This window comes from Dickeya sp. ws52, assembly GCF_007210685.1.
GTDB classification, from domain to species: Bacteria; Pseudomonadota; Gammaproteobacteria; order Enterobacterales; family Enterobacteriaceae; genus Dickeya; species Dickeya chrysanthemi.
The window spans coordinates 53,091-74,540 of sequence record NZ_SZVX01000004.1; the positions used below are offsets into that span (position 1 = coordinate 53,091).

The window sequence follows — 21,450 nt, forward strand, 5'->3', positions numbered from 1 at the left end:
TTACGCCACAACAGAGCGCGGCTTCGCGTCTGTCGATACTGAATGACTTTCATCATTACTTTCATCAAATGTATTGATATCGTCGAAACCCTCATGCCAGCAAAAAACCTTTCGCAATGGATTAGCCGGCAGATGGAGTTTTTGTCGCGTTCTCCCCCGGCCTTCAGCCTGACGCAACGTCATCCAATCTACCGACTGCCCCGCCAGCCAATCCATCACCGCTTGCCGTATGGCATTGCCGCAATCGGACAGTTCGCCGGAAATATCCGCTGATGGCTGTCGGCTATCATCACTCCCGGGGGGATTGCCCGCATGGGCGAGCCAGCGCTGTAAACGCGTTTGCAACTGCGCCATGTTTGCGGCGCAAACCGCCAGCCGCACCGCCCGGTGTTCCCGCCCCTGTTGCAGGGTATATTCGAGCTGCGCCAGATAGGCCGCCTCACGCGCAGGTTGCGTTTCCACCGCCGACGCGGGCGCCCTCCACCGACCCGCAGCAATATCGGCCTGGATGCGAGACAAGAAATCCAGGTAGTCGCCCACCAGGGTATGTAACCCGGCGTCATCGGTTTCGGAAAACAGGAAAACGAAAGGTGGGTTCGCCTGCCCGGCGGACGGCTGAAATACCCCCTCGCCGTGAACGGCCTGCGGCTTAACCTCGAACTCTTCCAGCAACAGGTGCGCATTCACCCCGCCGATGCTCATGGAGTGAATCGCGCCTCGCCGGGGTACATCGCCCTGTTTCTCCCAGGTGCGGTCCTCTCTGATCAGCTCAAACCCATCAGCCAGCGTGATGCCTTCGTTCAGTTCTCCCAATCCGTCGATTTTTGCCAGACGGCGGTAGTACATCGACAACACCATTTTCACCAGTACCGGAAAGGTCGATGCCGTTTCCGCGTGCCCGGTCAGCGGCTTCAGCGACCCGATGGCAATCGACGGCGTCGGTCGGCCTGCCGGTAGAGCATGTTCCGGTAGAGGATGTGCCGGCGTCGTACGCAGCTTCTCCTGCAAATACGGACCATACACCGCCTGAATAGCAACCAATTCAGACGCGTCCCCCAACTGGGAACCGTTGGCTTCCGGTTCGATATAAGACACGGTGGCCGGATCAATGCCGGCCTCGCTGAGCGCGGCCTCAATGGCTGATTTCTGCCCTTCGATATTCGGGCTGTACCACTTCAGCGGTGCTTTGCCGCCGTGGCTGACCCCGACGGCCTTGACATTGGCATAAATGGCATCGCCTTGCGCCAGTGCCGTCTCTTCTGCTTTCAGGATAATGGCGCCGATCACCTCACTTTTTACATAACCGTCTGAGTCATTGGCAAAACTTTTCGTGACGGGATGAGAGCTATATAAAGCCTGATCATCCGTGCGATTCTGTACAAAAGGAGAGAGCCCCAACTCCGCCGTGGCGACAATCGCCTGCTGGCAGCGGCCTTCCTTGATGGCGCACATGGCGTGCCGGATTGCCACCAGAAAGCTGGCACAACCGGTTTCAACGATTTCGCTTAACCCTGCCAGGTTCAGGATATTGGAGATACGGTTGGCATAAGCGGATATCTGCTCTGCCTGAAAGCGCCACTGTGCCGTCTGGGCCGGGTCCAGTCTGGCGGGAATATCCTGATAACCGGAATGTCCCCGTGTCGCGACAAACAGTCCGGTGCGTTTCTCACGGAACTGGCTGAGGGTATATCCGGCATCCGCCACCGCCTGCCAGATAACTTCGAGCAATTTGCGTAGCTGAGGGTCCAGCTTTTGCGCCTCTTTGTGCGGAATTTTGAACAGCTTATGATCGAAATACTCCACCCCGTCGAGATAACCGCCAATACGGCTGTAGCCGCTGTCTCGCGCCTGTAACGCCATCAGATATTTGCGCTTGTCGCTCAAGACAGAAAGCGTCGTACGGCCGGCATTCAGGTTTTCCCAAAATTCGGCGATCTGCTCTGCCTGAGGGAAAATACCGGCCATGCCGATAATACTGACGTTCCGCCCCGGTTCGTCTTGGGTCGGCGCGCTATCGGCGCTCGCCGGGTTGGCGTGAACCACGCGTTCTGCCGCCTCGGTTGGGCGGCCCGGCATCATCCGTCGCCCGCCGAGATGGCTACGCAGATGCTGCTGAATGTCCCCCAGCGTGTGGTATTCCATAAACAGCGAGCGAGACACATCAGGGAATGTTTCCCGGATAGTGTTCAACAACGCGACGGAGACGACGGAATCCATCCCCAGTTCATCGAGCGCGCGATCCGGGCTAATCATCTCTTCGGCGACTTTGAGCTGCCGACTGATGAGCTGTTTCAGATAGGTCGCAAGATTAACGTCAGCGCTGTCGCTCTCAGCCTCGGCGTCTTGCAATAACGACGGCGGCATCTCGGCCGACTCGTCCGGCGCCGGGTGGGCGGCGCGGCTTTCAGTTACGTGCCTGACAACACCGTTTTTCTCCTGACTCGCCGGCAGCCAGAACGTCTGACGATCGAAGGGATACGTCGGCAAGCTGAGGCGGCGCGGGCGCAGTCCCCGATACAGTACCGACCAATCGAACGCCAGCCCCTGGCACCACAGATTCAACAACCTGGCGTACTTGCCGCGCTCGGCCCATTTGGCAACGGCTTCCCGTAACTCTTCGTCCGCCGAGAACTGGGCCATCAGGCTTTTATGCGCGCCGCGTTGGCCCCGGTATGTGTCGTCAGGGTTGGCGGTACTTTGTAGAAAATCGTCGATCTTCGCCATCAGGTCGTGGAATGACGTGACGATCCATCCCAAGCGTTCATCCATGGCATCGCGCCCGACTTGCAGCGTATAAGCCAGGTTGGTCAACGTCAGTTCGGCATCGCCTTGATGTCGCTCCAGATACAGCCTGAGATTCCGGGCAACCGACCGTAAACGCACCTCGTCTTTGGCAGACAACAGAATCACATACCGATCCTGCACCGCCTGCGATACCGGGCGAGTATCACGATATTCTTCAATGACCACGTGCGCGTTGGCGCCCCCAAAACCAAAAGAACTGACGCCGGCCCGGCGCGGCAACGGCTCGCCCTGCGCATTTTTCAGCGCTTGCCAGGGGCGATTTTCGTTAACGATATAGAACGGCGTGCCGGTGAAATCGATGTAGGGGTTCAGCGCCTCACAGTGCAGGCTCTTTACCAGGGTTTGGTGCTTCATTTGCAGCAGCACTTTAATCACGCCGGCAATACCCGCCGCCATTTCCAGATGTCCGATATTGGTTTTTACCGAACCGATACCACAGCCGACGTTGTGGTCCCCCTCCTGCGGCGAGGTGGCGTTTACGGCGTTAAATGCGGCTTTCAGGCTACTGATTTCTATCGGATCACCGAGTTTCGTTCCCGTACCGTGGGCTTCGATATAACTGACGCTGCCGGGGTCAATGCCGGCATTCCGGTAGGCGCTTTCCAGCAAGGCCGCCTGAGCCTTCGGATTCGGCGCCGTCAACGAGCTGGCTCGACCGCCGTGATTCTGCGCACTACCGCGGATAACACCATAGATGTGATCACCGTCCGCTTCTGCCGCCGCTAAGCGTTTTAGCAACAACATCCCGACCCCTTCGCCTCTGACATAACCGTCCGCCTGGCTGGAGAAGGTTTTACAGCGGCCATCGGCAGCAAGCATTCCGGCTTTGCAGAAGCTGACAAACGTATCCGGCGTGACCAGCGTATTAATCCCACCGACAATCACCATGTCGCAACCTTCATGGCGCAGGGCCGATACCCCACGGTGGATAGCGATCAACGAGGATGAACATGCCGTTTCAATCGGCTCGCTTGGACCGTGGACATTGAGAAAATAGCTCATGCGGTTCGGCCCGACAGACGGCACGACTCCCGTGGCGGTGAAACCTTCCGCCGGCAGCTTCGCATCAACAATCAGACCGGAATAACCGGTGTTCCCCGTTCCAACGTAAATCCCCAGCGAGCTGCCGGACAGAGAAGCCGCGGAATAACCGGCGTCTTCAATCACTTTCCAGGCGTGGGTCATCAACAAACGTTGTTGTGGGTCCATTAATTCAGCTTCACGGGGAGAAATGCCGAAAAACAGCGGATCGAATTCCGCCATATCCTGGATAAATCCCCCCCAACGAATACTGTCGCGGTTTTCAGCGCCATGCACCGCTTGCAGGTAGTCCCGCCAATTCCAACGTGCCGGCGGCACTTCGCTGATACAGTCTTTCCCCTGAAGCAGGTTTTCCCAGTACGTTTCAAGATCCGCAGCCATAGGGAAACTACCGCTCATTCCTACAATCGCAATCGCTTCGTGTTCATCACGCCAGGGTGGGTTACCGGCGGCCTGCACGCCGCGGCGTGCATCTGCCTGCGAGGTGTGAACGTCATGCCGTGGCGAGGCGTCATCTGCCGACGGATGGCTGGATAGTGGTGATTGCCGCATCACTCTTGCGGCAAACAAGCGACTGAAATGGTCCTGGTAATGCTCGGTCAGGTAGTGGGTCAACCCGGCAATGGTCGGGTATTCAAAAAATACGGTCGGGAGCAGCTCCAACGTGTATTGCCGGTTTAGCTTATTGGCAAACCCAGTCGTCAGAATCGAGTCGAAGCCCAGTTCATTCAGCTCGGTATCGATATCAATGTCGGCCGTCGCCACATGCAACAACGTGGAGACTTCCTGCACCAGCAACGACGCAATCACCTCATGCAACGCCTGCCTGTCCGGTTCGGCATGGCGTGCCTCGGCGGCCTCGCCTGGCCGGAAACGGGTCATAACGGGTTCAGCATGACTCGCCTGAGACGGGTCAACGCGCTCATGATGAACAAACGCGTCACGCGCGCCTGCCTGATGCAAGACATCGGCGAATTTCGCCGACAACACCGCCTGATACGTGTCGGCCAGATAACCACTTAATGCTGAAAGGGTCGGGTATTCAAAAAAGACCGTCGGCAACAGATCAAGCCCGTACTGACGGTTCAACTTGTTGGCGAACCCGGTGGTCAGAATTGAGTCAAAGCCCAATTCCGTCAACTCAAGATCCGCATCAATGTCTGCAGCGTCCACCTCAAGTAATGCCGACACTTCTCGCATCAAACGTTGCTGTACTACACTTGCCAACTCTTGCTTATCAATCCCGGTTGCCGTCATAGGGCCAAATCCTTTTGCCTGTTCTGCTGCTACCGCCTCGTCACTGCGTACTATCGGCGCATCACTGCGTACTACCACCTCGTCACTGCGCTTTTCATCTTGTACCGGCTGCCGCCCGCGGAGCGTTCGGCGTAATTTTTCAACGTCGCCGGCAATGACCAACACCTGATTGTCTTCCCGCTCAAGAGCCTGATAAAAAGCCTGCAGGCCGGCAGCCGTAGACATCGCCACCATGCCGGTACTCTGGTACATCATGGTTTCGACCGCGTCATCAACCTGCATTCCACCCTCTTTCCAGAGTGGCCAGTTGATCGCAAGGGTTCTTCCCATCCGCAACTGCGCAGCCGCCTGTTGTTGACGATAGTGGGCGTAGGCATCCATGAAACTATTGGCTGTAACATAGTCGGCCTGCCCCGGATTACCCAATCCTGCTGCCGTTGAGGAAAACAGAATAAAGAAATCCAGCGGATGCTGTGCCAGAGCCTGATCCAGATTCACGGTTCCCTGTACTTTGGGGGCCAACACCGCCTGAAAATCCGCCTCGGACTTTTTCAGTATGTAGCCGTCACGCAGCACTCCGGCGCAATGCAGCACGCCGTTGAGCGTCCCATACTGCGCCGTTAGGGTCGATATCAGTGCGTCAACCCCTTGCCTATCACACACATCAAGGCTGTGGTAATCGACCTGTGCGCCCAACGCGGCCAACCGGCTGAGCGATGTCTGAATGCGGGCGTTCATGGCGGAGCGTCCGGTTAAAATCAACCGGGCATGTTGGGTTTGACGGGCAATCTCCATGGCGAAAATAAGCCCCAGCCCTCCGGCACCGCCGGTAATCAAATAAACCCCCTGTTCTTTCCACGGCATACGGGGGAGCGTGGACAGCGCAGACGAAGCGCCGGCGGTAGGAGGAGCCAGCGTACTCGTCATCACGCCGACTTCCTGCCAGAACAGCACTTGCCGCCCTTCACGGCCATAGCGAATATGACGTTCGTCCGGCACCAGGCGACTTTCACGCAGCATCTCGCCCACCATATCGGCGCTGACCGACTCATCCAGCTCAATCAATTGACCGATAACATGGGGGTTCTCTAAACATGCCGTTTTTAACACCCCGCCGAGTGCGGCCAGTAGCCGAGCCGGGAAATCCCCCACTACCACCAGTTGCAGGAATATCGCCTGCTTGGGCTGGTCGGCTAACATCGTTTTTACATGCGCAAACAGCGCCAACGCATTCTGATGAAAGCTCAGGCCGATATCATCCCGGTTCATTCCCGGTAATACGACGTCGCCCGTCAGGCCACGCTCGGTGGCGCTAGCGAGGTCACCACACAATAAGATGTGGCGGCTCGCGTATGAGTGCGGAACAACGGTATCGACCGGAGCCGGTTTACGACGCCACTGCGGCACCAGCAGGAGCGTCCCCTTCTCCGGCGTCGGCGTCGGCTCAGGCGCGCGAGCGCTAAAGCCGCGCAGGAAAACACACAACACGCCGGCATCGTCGTACAACTTGATGGTCAGTCTTTGCACTTTTGCCTGGGGACCCGGCTGCACGCCGCCGTCATAAGAAATACTGGCCCACATGGCGGGCGTGCAGCGATGCAAGATATCTATCGACTCCATATCAAAAGGCAATCCCAGCCGATGCTCGCGGGACAACCCCAGCGTCGCCTGTAATGCCGAATCCATCAGGCCGGGGTGCAGGACATACTCGGCCAGTGTGTCATAGTACGATTCAGGCAATACCAGCCGCGCCAGAACGCGTCCTTTCGCCAGATACAGCTTTTCAATGCCCTGATGTCCTGGCCCGTAGATGATCCCCAATCGGTGAAAAGCCTGATAACACTCAGACTTATCCATGATGCCGTCCTGATGCCCGGCCATCGCGACAGACAAGTCGAGTGTTTCCCGGTCATTCGACAGCCGGTCAATGACACGCACATTCCCCTGACAATGCGTCTGGGTTTGACCATCCGCCATCAGAGAACAGATTTCAAACCGCATCGCCGTCGTTGACTGCGGCGACAATTTAACCGTTAACGGGTACATCCCATCGGCAGCCGCCGATGGCTGCGGAGGTTCGGCAATGAACGGTCGCACCCACACAATCTGCGTCAATTGCAGATGCAACCCGGCACCCACGACTTGCTCAACGGCGGCGCGCGCCATTTCGAGATAAGCCACGCCGGGCAACAGCTTTTTCCCTTTAACCCGATGGTCAGCCAGAAAAAACTCATGACCGTCAAACCAGGAGGTAAAGCTGAGCCCATGAATATCCGACGTGTTGCGATGCACCAACGGATGCAGACGATGCGGACCGGTTTTGACAGCGGATGCCATCGTGCCTTGTCGATCACGCTCCGGCGCCTTGATCTTCAGCCAGAAGCGATCGCGTGCGAACGGATACGTCGGCAAACCGATGCGACGAGGTTTTGCCGCGGCCGGATACCATTGCTTCCAGTCAACTTGTCCGCCTTTCACCCAAAAATCGAGGAGTTTGTCGTAGTGGCCTTGTTGTAGCCATGTTCCGACCATCGCTTGCCAGGTTTCTTCATCAGCCAGCATCGACAACGATTCTTTACCGGCTTTAACACTGCCGCGATAGATCCCCGGCGGCATGTCTGCGCCGGCAAGATAGGCGGCCAGAGTTTGTTTCAACTCCTGCACAGAACGAACGACAAAGGCCAGGCGCTCCTCCATCGCTTCGCGCCCCACTTGCAGGGTGTAGGCGATTTCCGTCAGGCTGGGCTGCTGGTCTGCATACGCGGCGGAATCCAGAAATGCGGCCAGACCTTGCACCACGTCATCCAGCCGCACCGCCTTTTTGGCCGACAGCACAATTGCGACCGGAGCGGCAGGCGCGATCGAAATAGCCGCCGGAAGCGCAGACGACGCATGGCCGACGTCAGACTCCGGCGCATACTCTTCGAGCACAATATGTGCATTCGCCCCACCGATACCAAAACTACTGACACCGGCGCGTCTCGGCACCGACCGACCGGCCGCATCTTCTCCGGCAGGCCAGGTTTGTGTCTCCCTGACCAGATAGAACGGGCTACCGGCCAGCTCCAGATAGGGGTTTGCCGTCTTAAGGTGCACATTGCCGGGAATTTTCCGGTGGCGGAACATCAGCAGAATCTTCAGCACACCGGAAATGCCGGCGGCCGCTTCCAGATGCCCGATATTGGTTTTCACCGATCCCAGACCACAATACGCCTGTTGGGGCATCGGCTTATTCTGTTCCCGGTAGAGGGTTTCAAACGCTTTTTTCAACCCATTGATCTCAATCGGGTCGCCCAGTTTTGTTCCCGTACCGTGGGTTTCGATATAGCCGATCGTCTCGGGATCAATGCCGCTACGGCGATAAGCCTGAACCAGCAGTTCTTGCTGTGCCAGCGGATTCGGCGCCGTCGGCGAGGTGGCTTTGCCGCCATGATTCTCGGCACTGCCGCGAATCAGGCCGTGAATACGATCGCCATCGGCTTTCGCCTGACTGAGGGGTTTGAGCATAATGGCGCCGACCCCCTCACCACGACCATAGCCATCGGCGCTGATATCAAATGTTTTGCAGCGGCCGTCCTCACTCAGAATGCCGGCCTCCCCGGCGGTAATCGTGATCCCTGGGTTGACGATAATGTTGACGCCCCCCACAATCGCCCGATCACAGCTACCGGAGCGAATCGCCTCTATCGCACGGTGAATGGCGACCAGTGAACTGGAGCACGCCGTATCGATAGGCTCGCTGGGGCCGCGCAGGTTCAATACATAAGAAACACGGTTTGCCAGCGCGAAGTGAGACAGCCAGGGCGGGTCGCCGATCCCGAATTTATCGTGAGAGTACTTCAGCCAGGCGTCTTTATACTCAGACGTTGATACGCCGACAAAAACCCCGGTATTGCTGCCCGATAAATCACTGGCGCAATAACCGGCATCCTCGATCGTAGCCCATACCGTTTCCAGAAAAACCCTGAATTGCGGGTCCAGTGATTGCGCCTCACGCGGCGAAATCCCGAAAAACAGCGGGTCGAAACAATCGACATCCTGCATGAACCCGCCGCAATTCACTTTGGTTTTGCCGGGGGTTTCATGCGGATCGCCATAGTATTCCCGCCAGTTCCAGCGATCTGCCGGCACCGGGCTGATCACGTCGCGATTCGCCTCCAACTGTTGCCAGAATTCGTCCAGATTGCGGGATTGAGGAAACCGGCCGCTCATCCCGATAATCGCTATCGCGTCGGATGTGGGTAACGCGCTCGCCTCGGGGGTTATCCCGCGGGAAGGCGGAACGCCTGATGCCGCCTCGCCGGACAGAGCGTCGTCAAAGGGCGCGATCGTCGGTGCTGCCGACGGCCGGCTTTGCGATGACGTCCATCGGCCAACGGCTTTTCTGCCCTCACCCACTTTCGCCGTGCCGGTGACGGTAAGCTGAGGCGAGCGTACCGCCGCCGCCATACCGGATACACCCCCGGCGGTGAGGGGGAATGCGGCGGTTTTATCCGCAAAAGCGTCAGGGTAAGTGCCCGCCAGATAGTTGCCCATCGCCCTCAGGGTCGAATGCTCAAAGAAAACCGTCGGCATCAGTGCCAGCCCATAGGTTTTATTGAGACGGCCGGCGAATTCGGTGAAATCGATAGAGTTAAAACCATATTTGGATAACTCCATATCCAGCTCTATCTTTTTCTCATCAAGCTTTTGCAGTTGCGCGACCATACTGACCAACAAGGCGCAAACCTGCCCAACCTGAACCGGGCTGCCGGCTGTTGCCGGCTTATCGATAGCCGCTGAATGCGCCGATGACGAATGCGACTGCGCGTGCCCGCCACAGAGCCTGGCCTGGATTTTCTCTGCGTCGCCATATATCACGCCAAGCTGGGGCTCCTGACTGTGCAGCCCCCGAATCAATGCCTGAAGCCCCGCATCGGTGGGCATTGGCATCAACCCGGTCTGCTGCCTGAGCAGTGCTTCATCCGGGCCGGAAATGCCCATACCGCCGTCGCGCCACAACGGCCAGTTTATCGCCAGGGTTTTCCCCCGACGCAAACCGGCGGCGACCTGCTGATTACGCCGGACGGCGAACCCATCCATAAACCCATTGGCGCCGGCATAATCCGCCTGACCCGCATTACCAAAAGCGCTGCTCAGCGAAGAAAACAGCACCATAAAATCCAGATTGCAGTCCTGGGTTGCGTCGTCAAGAGCCAGCGTTCCCGCCACTTTCGGGGCTAAAACATCAAGGAGTTCCGCCTCCGTTTTATTCACAATCAACGCGTCACGAATGATGCCTGCGCTATGAATAACGCCGTTCAGTTGACCTTCGTTTTGCAGAATCTGCCGTACCATCTGCCGGGTTTGTACCGGATCGGCCACGTCCCCTTGCAGGTAAGTCACCTCAACCCCTTGTTGCCGTAACGCCACCAGGCGCTGTTCACCTTGTGCATTCAGGGCAGAACGACCACTGAGCACCAAGCGAGCCTGATATATCGTCCCCAGCTCACGGGCAACCTGATAGCCAACCCCCCCTAAACCGCCGGTAATCCAAATAACGCCGCCGGAAGAAAGCGGCAGCGCCTCTTCCGCCATGTCTGACTGCGTTATCCGGTGCCACTCCTTCACGGAGCGCTGGCCCGCGCCATCGTAATAAATCTCGGTGGCGTCATTCGCATCGTGCATTTCGCACGGCAGCTGCGTCAGCAGCAATGACACCGCTTCTGCGGAATCGTGGTATCGGATCACTTTTCCATTGATGCCGGCGTGTTCTTGCCGGGCCGTTTTGAGCATCCCCGAAACAGCGGATAACCACGCTTCATTTACCGGCTCCGACGCCAGCAACAATATGGACTGCCGACGGGATGTTGCGCGGCAAGCACGTATACTTTCTTTGATGTGGGCAAACAGCTGTTGCAAACAATGCGTAAATAGCTGTGGCGCATCGCCCTGCCCGACAGACAAGCTCACCACCTGACAATCGGGCCAGCTATGCTGTAACGCGGTTTGCAGCGCCGTGTTTTCATCCGCCAGAATAAAACACGGCGGCGGCAGCGCTGACTCATCGCCATATTCCGGCGTGATGCCTATATCCTGCAAGACCCACTGAGGCCGGGCAAAAACCAGCTCCGCGCGTGGTGAAGCCGGAGCGCTGACCATGCTCAGCCCTTTCATCTCAACCAAAATATGCCCGCGCTCATCGGTAAGCCAGATGTCGCAACGTACGACCCGATGTTCAGCCCCCGCTTCGGACTGTGTTTGGCGAAGATAAGCCCGGACACTGGCAGGTAATGGCTGATAGACGCGTAGCGCATCCATGCTAAACGGCATCAGTGGGTGAGCGCCTTGCCGTTCGCCGCCGACGGCCAGCATAATGCCGGCCAACACAGCGCCATTCATCAGTGCCGGGGGTAACCCCTGTTCTTCTTGTGCACCGATGCAATCCGGATGTACCGCCAGCGTCACCAGCGCTTCCTGATGCCCTTGCTTATAGTCGGTGATGCCAAGCAATCTGGGGCCAATGGCGGCGCCGAAAAATTCGGCGCAGTCATGATGAGAACGCCACTGGCGACAGCGTTGCGCAATATCATCGAGTTGCAGGGGTTGGGGCGCCGTTGCGTCGGTACGCCCGGTCATCACCCGGCCTTGCGCATGAACCTGTCCCTGCCGACTGATTACGCAGTAATAACCCTGCTCGTCCTGATGCAGGCACAGATCGATATCCGCGCCCTGTTCACCCACCGTCACCGGTTGGCGCCAGACCACATCGCCAAGGCCGACCACCGCTTCGGAGTGGCTTGCCGGAAGGCGCGATACCGCCAGTTCTCTCATCCATTCCAGCGACAACATGCCGGGAAGCAAGCCACCGTGATCCTGCAAAAAATACTCGGTGCCGTTTAACACTTTACTCGTGCGATTGACGACCGGTGCCGTGCTCAGCGCCGCGTCAGCGGTAGCCGCTGGCCGCTGAGGCGTAGCGTTAGGCGCGGTGTGCACATCCGCGCGATGAGGCAGCGGTAAAATTCGCGTTGAGAACCCCCGCATACTGACGCAGATACGGCCATGATCGTCGCAGAGATCGATATCCATTTTCTGTACCTGCTCATCCGCCGGGCTTGCGGTTGACGCCAGTCGCAGCCACACCCAGAGGCGAGAGTCTATCTCACCGAAAACATCCAGTTGTTCCAGAGCAAAAGGCACATACGCCGCGCCAGACAACGCGCCCGCGAGATTCAGCCCGAGGCTGGTTTGCAAGGCCGCATCCATCAGGCTCGGATGCAGCACGAATGCTGAGGATATCGCGGCGTCCGGCAGCGTAATTCGCGCCAAGACCTGACGCTCCCCGGTCAGCAACCGTTCTATGCCCTGAAAGGCTTCACCATAATTCAACCCCATGTCGAGAAACGTTTGATAACAGTGTTCAGCCTGATACTCAGGGCCTGTCATCTGTTGCTGCAATTGGTTGAGATCCAGGTAGTGCGGCTCTGATGCCGGCCCTCCTGCGGCGGCGTCATCGAAGGGCGGCGCAATGATTCCCTGCCCATGAACCGTGCGTTGCCGACGGTCGTCTTGCGAATAAATCTGGTAGTCAACGACGCCATTATCCTGCTCGCTGAGCCCCAGATAGAGCGTAGTGGTGGGTTGTTCGGCTACCACCGGTTGAAGCCAGAGCACCTGCTTTAGCCGGAAATACGGCGAATGCGCAACGGGCATAACGGGATCGGCGGCATACGCGTACGCCGCCCGGGCCATTTCCAGATAGCTGACGCCCGGCAGCACCTTCTGCCCATGAATTTGATGATCGGTAAGGAAAAACTCCTCGCCGCTGAACTCAGCGCGAAAACGAAGCTCAGCCAGCGTTGATGCATTCTCTTTCAGCAGCGGATGTAGCGCCCCGGTTTCGGCGCCTCGCTCCGGCGATGAAGATAACGCCGTGGCATCTTCTATCCAGTAATGTTCTCTGGCGAATGGATAGGTCGGTAAGACGACGCACCGGGGTACATCCGGCAATAACGCGGCCCCGTCCAGCTCATACCCCTGACAATAATAATCCGCCAGCGCGGACAGGATTTCCTGATATTCCTGTCCCTTCGCGTGTTGCGACTGGTGTAATAACGCATCGACATGTTGCCGAATGGTTTTCTGCCCGCTGAAGTTCAGCGGGACTTTGCCGCGAAACAGATTCGGACGTGGCGAATGCGCCGCCTGTCGTAAACTGACGATGACGCCTTCCCGATCTTCAACCACCACCGCGAGACGGTATTGGAAATGACCTCGTCCCCGTAGCAGGGTATAACTGACTGCCGCCAGTCCCTGAGCGCTGGTCTGCGGTTTCTGCACGTGCGCAATCAGATCATCGACTTTACGGTATAACGCCTCGTCGGTTTTGGCCGACAGGCAAAGAAGATAGTGGCTGCGCGTCGGCCCCGGCGACGAAACCGGCTGCGGGTATTCCTGCATCACCAGATGAGCGTTGGTTCCACTCATGCCGAAAGCGCTCACGGCCCCCATTCTCGGCCGGTCCGGCCTTATCGGCCAGGCTTTGGCGGTTTTATTGACATAAAACGGGCTCTCCGCCCAGCTAATGTAGTCATTTTCCTGTTGGCAATGCAGGCTTGCGGGGATGATTTGCTGATTCAGCGCCTGAATCAGGCTGACGGCGCTCACCAGCCCCGAGGCGGCAAACGTATGACCGAAATTGGTTTTTGTCGACGTCAGGGCGCAAAAAGCCTGTTTATCGGTATACGCACCGAATGCATCATTCAGCGCATTAATTTCGACCGGGTCGCCAAGGCGGGTCCCTGTGCCGTGCGTCACGATATAGTCTATCTGCTCGGGATTGATATGCGCACGCTGATACACGCTGTTGAGCAACTCGGTCTGCGCAACGCCGTTCGGCGCGGTGATCCCATTCGTTTTACCGTCATAATTGATACCGCTGGCGCGAATCAGGCCGTGGATCAGATCGCCATCGGCTTGCGCCTGCGACAAACGTTTTAGAACCAGCACCACCACCGCTTCCCCCGGCACCATGCCGTTAGCGCGCTGATCGAAGGTATAACAAACGCCATCTTCAGAGATCATCCCTGAACGCGCCATGATGTCGAAACCTTCCGTCGAGAGTTGCAGGCTCACGCCGGCCGCCAGTGCGGTATCGCATTCCCGGTTACGCAGACTGGCGCACGCCAGATGCGCCGCGACCAACCCGGATGAACAGGCCGTATTGACCGCCAGCACGGGGCCGTGCAGGTCAAGAAAATAGGCCAGCCGTGAAGCCAGAATACCATTGTGATTAGCAGTAATTTCAACGTGTTCGGTCGATGCGAAACGCCCGTATGCGCCCTCTTCCACACCCACGAACGTACCGATGTGATGCTGCCGCACCGTTTGTGCGCCGTAACCGGCGTGCTCCAGCGCTTTCCAGGCTTCCTGTAACAGCTGGCGCTGAGCGGGGTCCATGTTCTGTGCTTCGCGGGGCGAAATTTCAAAAAACAGCGGGTCAAACTCGGCCGCACCCGGTATCACGCCGCACCATACCCCCTGCTCCGTCGAGGTATCGCCATCACGACGGGATTCGTCCCGGCCGCGCAGGTATTTGGCACTCACCCGGCTGACAGACGATTTTCCCTCGGCCAGATACTGCCACATTTCATCAATATCGCGGGCACCGGGAAAACGACCGCTCATGCCGATAATCGCAATCGGCTCTTCGCCATCGAATGGGGTGTCCTGCGCATCGTGGCGAGCCGCTTCCCCAACAGCCGGGCGGATACCATGATGAGCATCCGCTTGAGCCGATTCGGCGCTCGGGTCAGACGCCTCGTCTGCGTTGCCCAATCCGCTGTAATACGCCTGCATCAACTCACCGTACGTCGACATAAAGTACCGGCAGAGTTGCGACAAGGTGGCATGGCCGAAGAACAGAGCCGGCGAGACCGTGATGCTCCAGTGCTTGCCAAGGCTGGATGCAAATTCAGCCAGGCTTATCGAATCAAACCCGAAATCGGCCAGGTTCATGTCATGGTGCAGGCGGTGTCGCTCAATCGCTAAAATATGCCCCACCGTCTGCTGCAATTCCCACAGCACACATTGCTCAACCGTCAGCCCCTGCATTTCCGGACGACGAAGAGATGCGATGGCTGTTGTTGTTATTGTTATTGTTGTTGCTGCTGCCGTGGCTGAGCGCTGCTGCGCGCTATCCTGACGCGCAGCGGATTCACCCGGTAAGCCGTTACCCAGTAAACGCTGAATACCGGCAGGTTGCCCGACCATCACCAGTGACGAACCGGCGTCACTGACGAGCAGTTGCTCAAACACCCTCACCCCTTCTTCAGGGCGTAACGCACGTTGCCCACTGGTTTTTAAGTAAAGGGATGTGGCCTGCTCCCGTTCAGTCGAACGTTGCGTCATTCCTCCGCTCTGCCAAACCGGCCAACTGATCGCGAGGGTCTTTCCTGTCGGCGAGGGTGCCTGTTCGCCAGCGCCTGTCTGGCTGTTCCGGGTGTTGGCATAAGCGGTTTGAAAACGGTTCGCTACGGCATAATCACAGCCGCCAAAATCGCCGAAAACCGCCGCGCTGGAAGAAAAATAGGCAACAAAGTCCACTATCTCTTCCGTACCGAAGACGTTTTGCCATGCCTGATCCAGAACCAGCGTCCCCTGAATTTTGGGCGCCAGTACCTGACGCACCTCATCACGATCTTTTTCTGCCAATGTCCGTGTCGTTTGAACGCCGGCGGTATGCAATATGCCGTTGATCTTGATGCCCTGACGCTGGCAATCGGCGAACAGCGATTGCATCTGAGACAATTCACTGACGTCCGCCTGAAGATAAATCGCCTGGCCGCCGTGCCGCTCAATTGCCCGTAAACTCGCCTGTTTTTCTGCATCCAACGGGGAGCGGCCAACCAGAAGGACCTTCGCCATAAAGTGCTCGCACAGATAGCGCGCGAATATTTGCCCTAACCCGCCGAGCCCACCGGTAATCAGGTAACATCCGCCAATTTTCAATGCGCTTTCTGTTTTTAACCTGTCATCGGGTTTTGAAACACCATTCGCGTTTAAGGGCGCGTCGGCGTTTAAAATATCGTCGCTTTCTAAACCGTCATTGTCTGAACCGTCATTGTCTAAACCGTCGTGTCCCAACCGGGCTGATTCGACAGTCAATACATGGCGCTTGCCCTGGCTATACCGCACACCGTGAACCGGTTCACTTTGCAGCTCCGCCCAGATGTCGGACAAACATCCGCCGACCCAAAGCCATTGTTCGGTCTCGGCGGCCTCGGTCAGTTCAACTGCGGCAAACGTGACTTGTGTTGCCGGCAGCACAAAACGTAAAGAGGCGCCGAACGCGACTAACGCATCGGCATAGCAACGCGCCAAATCGTCGGTAAACGCGCTGACCACCAAAACACGGCCTACCTCCAATCCGCTGGATAGCAGTCCCTGAAACAGCGGCACTAATTGATTCATACCGAATTCAGGCTCAACAAAGCACAGCAATGCGCCTACCGCTCCCGGCGCGCTCTGCGTCCGCAAGCCAGCCTGTACCTGAGTAAAATAGCGGCGATAGGCACCGGCATCGGTGGCCGCTAAGTCATCCGGGGTAAAAAATTCCGTCGTTGTCTCACCGGCAATATGCCTGATACCACGTTGTAGCGTTGTTTGAGCCGCCGCGGGCGCGACGCAAAGCAAGCGCGTTATCTGACGTTCAGCGCGATGCGGCGCATCCGGCAACGGTTGCTGTCGCCACCGTTCGCGATAGACCAACACGGCATCATCCTGTTCCGGGGCGGTTGCCTTATCCGGATCAATCGGCACATGACGTAAAGCCGGCTCGGTTTTTCGGCTCTGCTGACCCGGTGCGGATAGCGTTGCGGCAGGCGTAGCCGTTACGGAGTTATCCGCCGCGGGAATCCAATAACGTTCCTGTTCGAACGGGTAGGTTGGCAAGTGCAGCCTGCGTGGTGCCTGCCCCGGATATAACACCCGCCAATCCGTCGGCTCTCCCCGCAGCCAACACGCCAACTGCCCGCTAATCCGCGCAGAGGTTACGCCGGGCCTTTCACCTTCGGTAAGTAACGCTTCGGCGGCGCTGGAATAGGTCGCGGCGGACACATCGGCATAATACAGATCGGGACATGACCGGAATCCCTCTTCAGCCGTAAGATAGCGTTCCACGCTCTCCCGTAAGGCTGACCAGCTGTCGGCAATCCACGCCAGACGATGAGACATCGCCGTTCGCCCGCATTGCAGGGTATACGCCAAATCCCTCATGTGTTCCGGTTCATCCCCGGCCATCAGGTTTGCGGCTATCTGCTTTAACTGCGGTTCGCTTTTCGCAGACAAGACTATCAGGAACGGCTCGTCGGTATCTGACGGCGCATCCTGACGCTCCTCTTGTTCATCCGCGTTTTGCAACACCAAATGCGCATTGGTTCCCGAATGCCCGAAAGCGCTGACGGCGGCAAAACGCCGTTCCTGTTCCCAGCGTTTGAGTTCGGTATTGACATAAAAAGGGCTGTCGGCAAAGTTAATATCTTCATTTGGCCGGACATAATTGAGCGACGGCGGGATTTCGCGGTTTTTCAACGCCAGCGCCGCCGTAATCACATTCACGATACCGGAAGCGGCTTGCGTATGGCCGATGTTGGTCTTTGGCGAGGTCAATGCGCAGTACTGCTTTTTATCCGTATCTGCACCATGAAACGCATCAATCAGTGCATTGCATTCGATCGGGTCGCCTAACATGGTGCCGGTGCCGTGGCTGACGACATAGCCTATCTGGTCGGGAGAAACACCGCTTTTCTGGTGAATCTGGGTGTAAAGCTCACGCTGCCGGGCACCGTTGGGCGCGGTCAGTCCGTTGGTTTTACCATCATAGTTAATCCCGCTACCTTTAATGACGGCATAAATATCATCACCCTCTCGCCGTGCTTCGCTATAACGCTTTAACACAATCGTCGCGCAGCCTTCACCGACCACCATACCGTTGGCACGGTCATCAAACGCGTAGCACGTGCCGTCTGGCGAGAGCATGTCGCCCATGCGGGACAAGGCATGTAACATCCGCTCCGGCTGGCAGATCAGGTTACAACCGCCGGCAAGTGCTAATTCGCTTTCACCGCTTAAAATGCTCTGACAAGCGTAATGTACGGCAACCAGCGATGAGGAGCAGGCTGTCCCGATAGAAAGCAACGGGCCTTTGGTATCAAGGAAATAACCAATGCGAGCCGGCGCGGTTCCCGTATGCACCGAGGTAATGGCAGACTCGTCGGTCAGCGGATAATCAGACTCCTCCATACCGACGAAGATGCCATGCTTTTGCCCGTACCACCCATGCGGGTCATAACCTGCATCTTCAATCGCCCGCCATGCCGATTGCAGTAGCAAGCGATGGTGAGGGTCCATGTAACGCGCTTCCCGAGGAGAGATCTTGAAAAACAGCGGGTCAAAGCGGTCGATGTGCGTCATAAAACCACCCCGGGTGGTTTTCATCTGAAGATCACTGCCGGCCAGCCGAACATCAGGCACCGGGCCGATAGAACACCGACCTTCCCGTAACATTTGCCAGAATTCCGCGGCGTTGTCGGCGCCGGCAACGTTAATATCGATGCCGATAATGGCGATATCATCATCATGATGATGGCTGTTTTGCGAGGAAGCCGCCTCGTGGTGGCGCCGGTTGGCCGAACCGTTGTCGCGCATTTGTGCGGCGAGCATGTCGGCTAACGCCGCCGGCGTGCTGTAGCTGAATAAATCCGAACGCCGTAACGTAATCGGATAGGTCGCCGCCAGCCGCTTGACGAAAGCCGCAACAGAAACAGAATCCAGGCCAAGATCGGTAAATGCCTGATGGTCTGTGTCTTCACTTGCACCTTTCAGCCCCAGCAAACGGCTTATTGTCGCTCGTAGCTCCGCGCTGGCCTCCACAGCCGAATCGTCGGCTCGGTTTTTTTCATGGCTAAACGGCTTATCATCAATCGGCAATGTTTGAGAGGCTGAGGTTTGAGAAGCTGAGGTTTGAGAAGCTGAGGGTTGAAACCAGTAGTACTCACCCGCCAACGGCTCATGAGCGCGCGGGAAATCGGCGCCAGCGACCTGAGCGCCCCGGTATTCTTCAATCACGATATGGGCATTGTTGCCGCCTGAGCCATAGCTATGAATCGCCGCAAGTCGGGGGTGCTCATCCGCCGGCCATGCCTGCGTTTCAGTCGCCAAACGACAGGGGACATCGTGCGTATCGCAATATTCATTCGCTTGTTCAAAGTCCGGAATTTTATGGATTTTATCGGTCTGAAGACTGCGGATCACTTTCAGCAACGCCCCCAGAGAGGACGCGGAGTGCATGTGCCCCAACAGCGGCTTTAGACTGCTCACCCGGCAGTAACCGGGCTCGAATGTCAGCCCTTGCTCATCGCATAGCTGGCGTAATGCCCGGTTTATCGCGGTCCATTCCGCAATATCCGCGACAGGCAGCCCCATGCCCTGCGCCTCAATGTAAGACACCCGACGCGGGTCGATCCCCGCTTCCCGGTAACAATCCTTGATCAGTTCACAATGCGCATCCGTATTCGGTGATGCCATTGAAATACCACCCTGGCCATTGAAGTTAACCCGGGTGTGTTTGATGACGGCATAGACTCGTCGGCCGGCGACTTCAGCATCCGCCAGACGCTCAAGCAGAATAGTGCCGACCCCTTCAGAGCGAATGAATCCATCCCCGTCTTTACCGAAAGAACGTACCGTTTTCCCGTGGGTCAATTGATTGGAATCGTTCAAACGGTTAGTGACATCCGGCATCAGCATCACATTAGCGGCACCGACAATGGCACGGTCAATCACACCGGCTCTGAGCGCCAGCGTCGCTCTGTGCAGCGCCACGGCAAACCCGGCACAGGTTGCATTGATTAATTCGCTGGGTCCGGCTAAATCAAACTGGTAAGAAATCCGGTTCGCAATCATGCTATCGGCCTGCGACAGGCCGAACTCAGGTCGATAGCCGTGGCGCGCCATCAGCGCCGCGTACTCATTGGATTCACAGCCGATAAACACCCCGGTCTGCGTTTTTCGCAGAGATTCGGCAGCAATGCCGGCATCTTTCAGCATGTGATAGGTTGACATCAACAACAGGCGTTGCCTGGGGTCCAGCTCTTCGGCTTCTATCGGTAAAATACCGAATACCTCTGGCGCAAATGACGCGATGTCAGGAATAAATCCCCCCGACAACACAGACCAGTGATCATCGCCCCCGTTTTCCCCCTGTCGATACCATGCCTGGCGCTGTGCCGGTAGTTCGGTGATTAAGCCGTCATCCGCATCCAGATGTCGCCATAACTCAGCCACACTCATACATTGCGGGAAATACCCGGCCAACCCCGTAATCGCCAACGGCGCATTGTTTGCGTGCGTCGCGGACACATCCAATAGCGAATCCGATGTGGTCGTTTTATGGTGTTGAATCCACTGTTCAAGGAAAGACAGGTGTTCTGATTGATCATGCATAAGCCACCTTCTCCCGCTTGAGATTGAATTCAACTAATTGCTGTAAATAACCAAAAGCATTGCGGACTGCGGCGTAGTCGATGCCAAAGTCCTGAAGGAAGGCAATTTCATCGACGCCAGATGCGATGGCTAAATCAATCTGTTTCTGGCACTCCTCAAGCGGGCCAAAGATGCCTCCGGTTTTGAAGTAACGGGCATAGGCATAATCAAGAATGTGGTCAATCTGGCTGTTGTCGAAATGCTTATCCCGGGCTTTCATCTGCGGAATAATGCTGCTGCGGATATACGCTTTGAAGGGCTCGCGCACCACCTGCTGTACCCACTCCCGATCCGGATGAACAAAGGCGTGCATCATCAGGGTGACCCGGCCGCGTTGCGGGTCAAGCCCGGCTTCCGCCCGTGCGGCGCGGTAAACATCTACGTATTTTCTGAACTCGTGCAGGTCGATACCATGCAACATGCCGAATACGTTATAACCCTGCAGGCCCGCATGTCGAAACCCTTGTTCGGAAAGGCTGAAATACCAGATATTTATTTCTTGCTGAATGGGGCGTGGATAAACCACCGTCGGAAAAATCTCTCCGCCGGGACCGGGGAAATCCACCGTTTCGCCCCGCCACAGTTTCTGTATCACCGGAATCCGCTGATCGCGTATTGTTGCCCGGTCTTCATAAGTTTCCGGCGACAGGATAAAATCCGCTTTGTTCCAGCCGCTCCCTACCCCCAGGTCAACCCGGCCGTCGGAGAGGATATCCACCATCGCCCAGTTTTCGACAATTTCGACCGGATGATGCAGCGTGTTCGTCACCGCAGCCGAACGTAACCGCACGTTTTTGGTGAGCGGCGCAAAGTAGGCGGCAG

Annotated in this window: 2 protein-coding genes (1 of these 2 cut by a window edge); both read right to left on the reverse strand. The window is 57.1% G+C overall.

Features of this window, described 5'->3' with window-relative positions; translation table 11 throughout:
* Positions 1 to 20,589 carry an SDR family NAD(P)-dependent oxidoreductase gene (locus FDP13_RS05110; protein WP_143838910.1) on the reverse strand — a complete coding sequence of 6,863 codons (20,589 nt, stop codon included), beginning with the start codon at positions 20,587 to 20,589 and terminating at the stop codon, positions 1 to 3.
* A protein-coding gene (locus tag FDP13_RS05115; RefSeq protein ID WP_033576301.1) for a MupA/Atu3671 family FMN-dependent luciferase-like monooxygenase crosses the window boundary here: on the reverse strand, positions 20,582 to 21,450 show its 3' portion. The gene runs 265 nt beyond the window's last position; 869 of the gene's 1,134 nt are visible here — the last part of the coding sequence; the start codon falls outside the window, past its right edge; the stop codon is at positions 20,582 to 20,584. Before FDP13_RS05115 ends, FDP13_RS05110 begins: the two co-directional genes overlap by 8 nt.

What these genes read in the sequence shown, in the direction of transcription:
- FDP13_RS05110 (WP_143838910.1), bottom strand. Translation starts at nt 20,589, where the DNA reads ATGCATGATCAATCAGAACACCTGTCTTTCCTTGAACAGTGGATTCAA.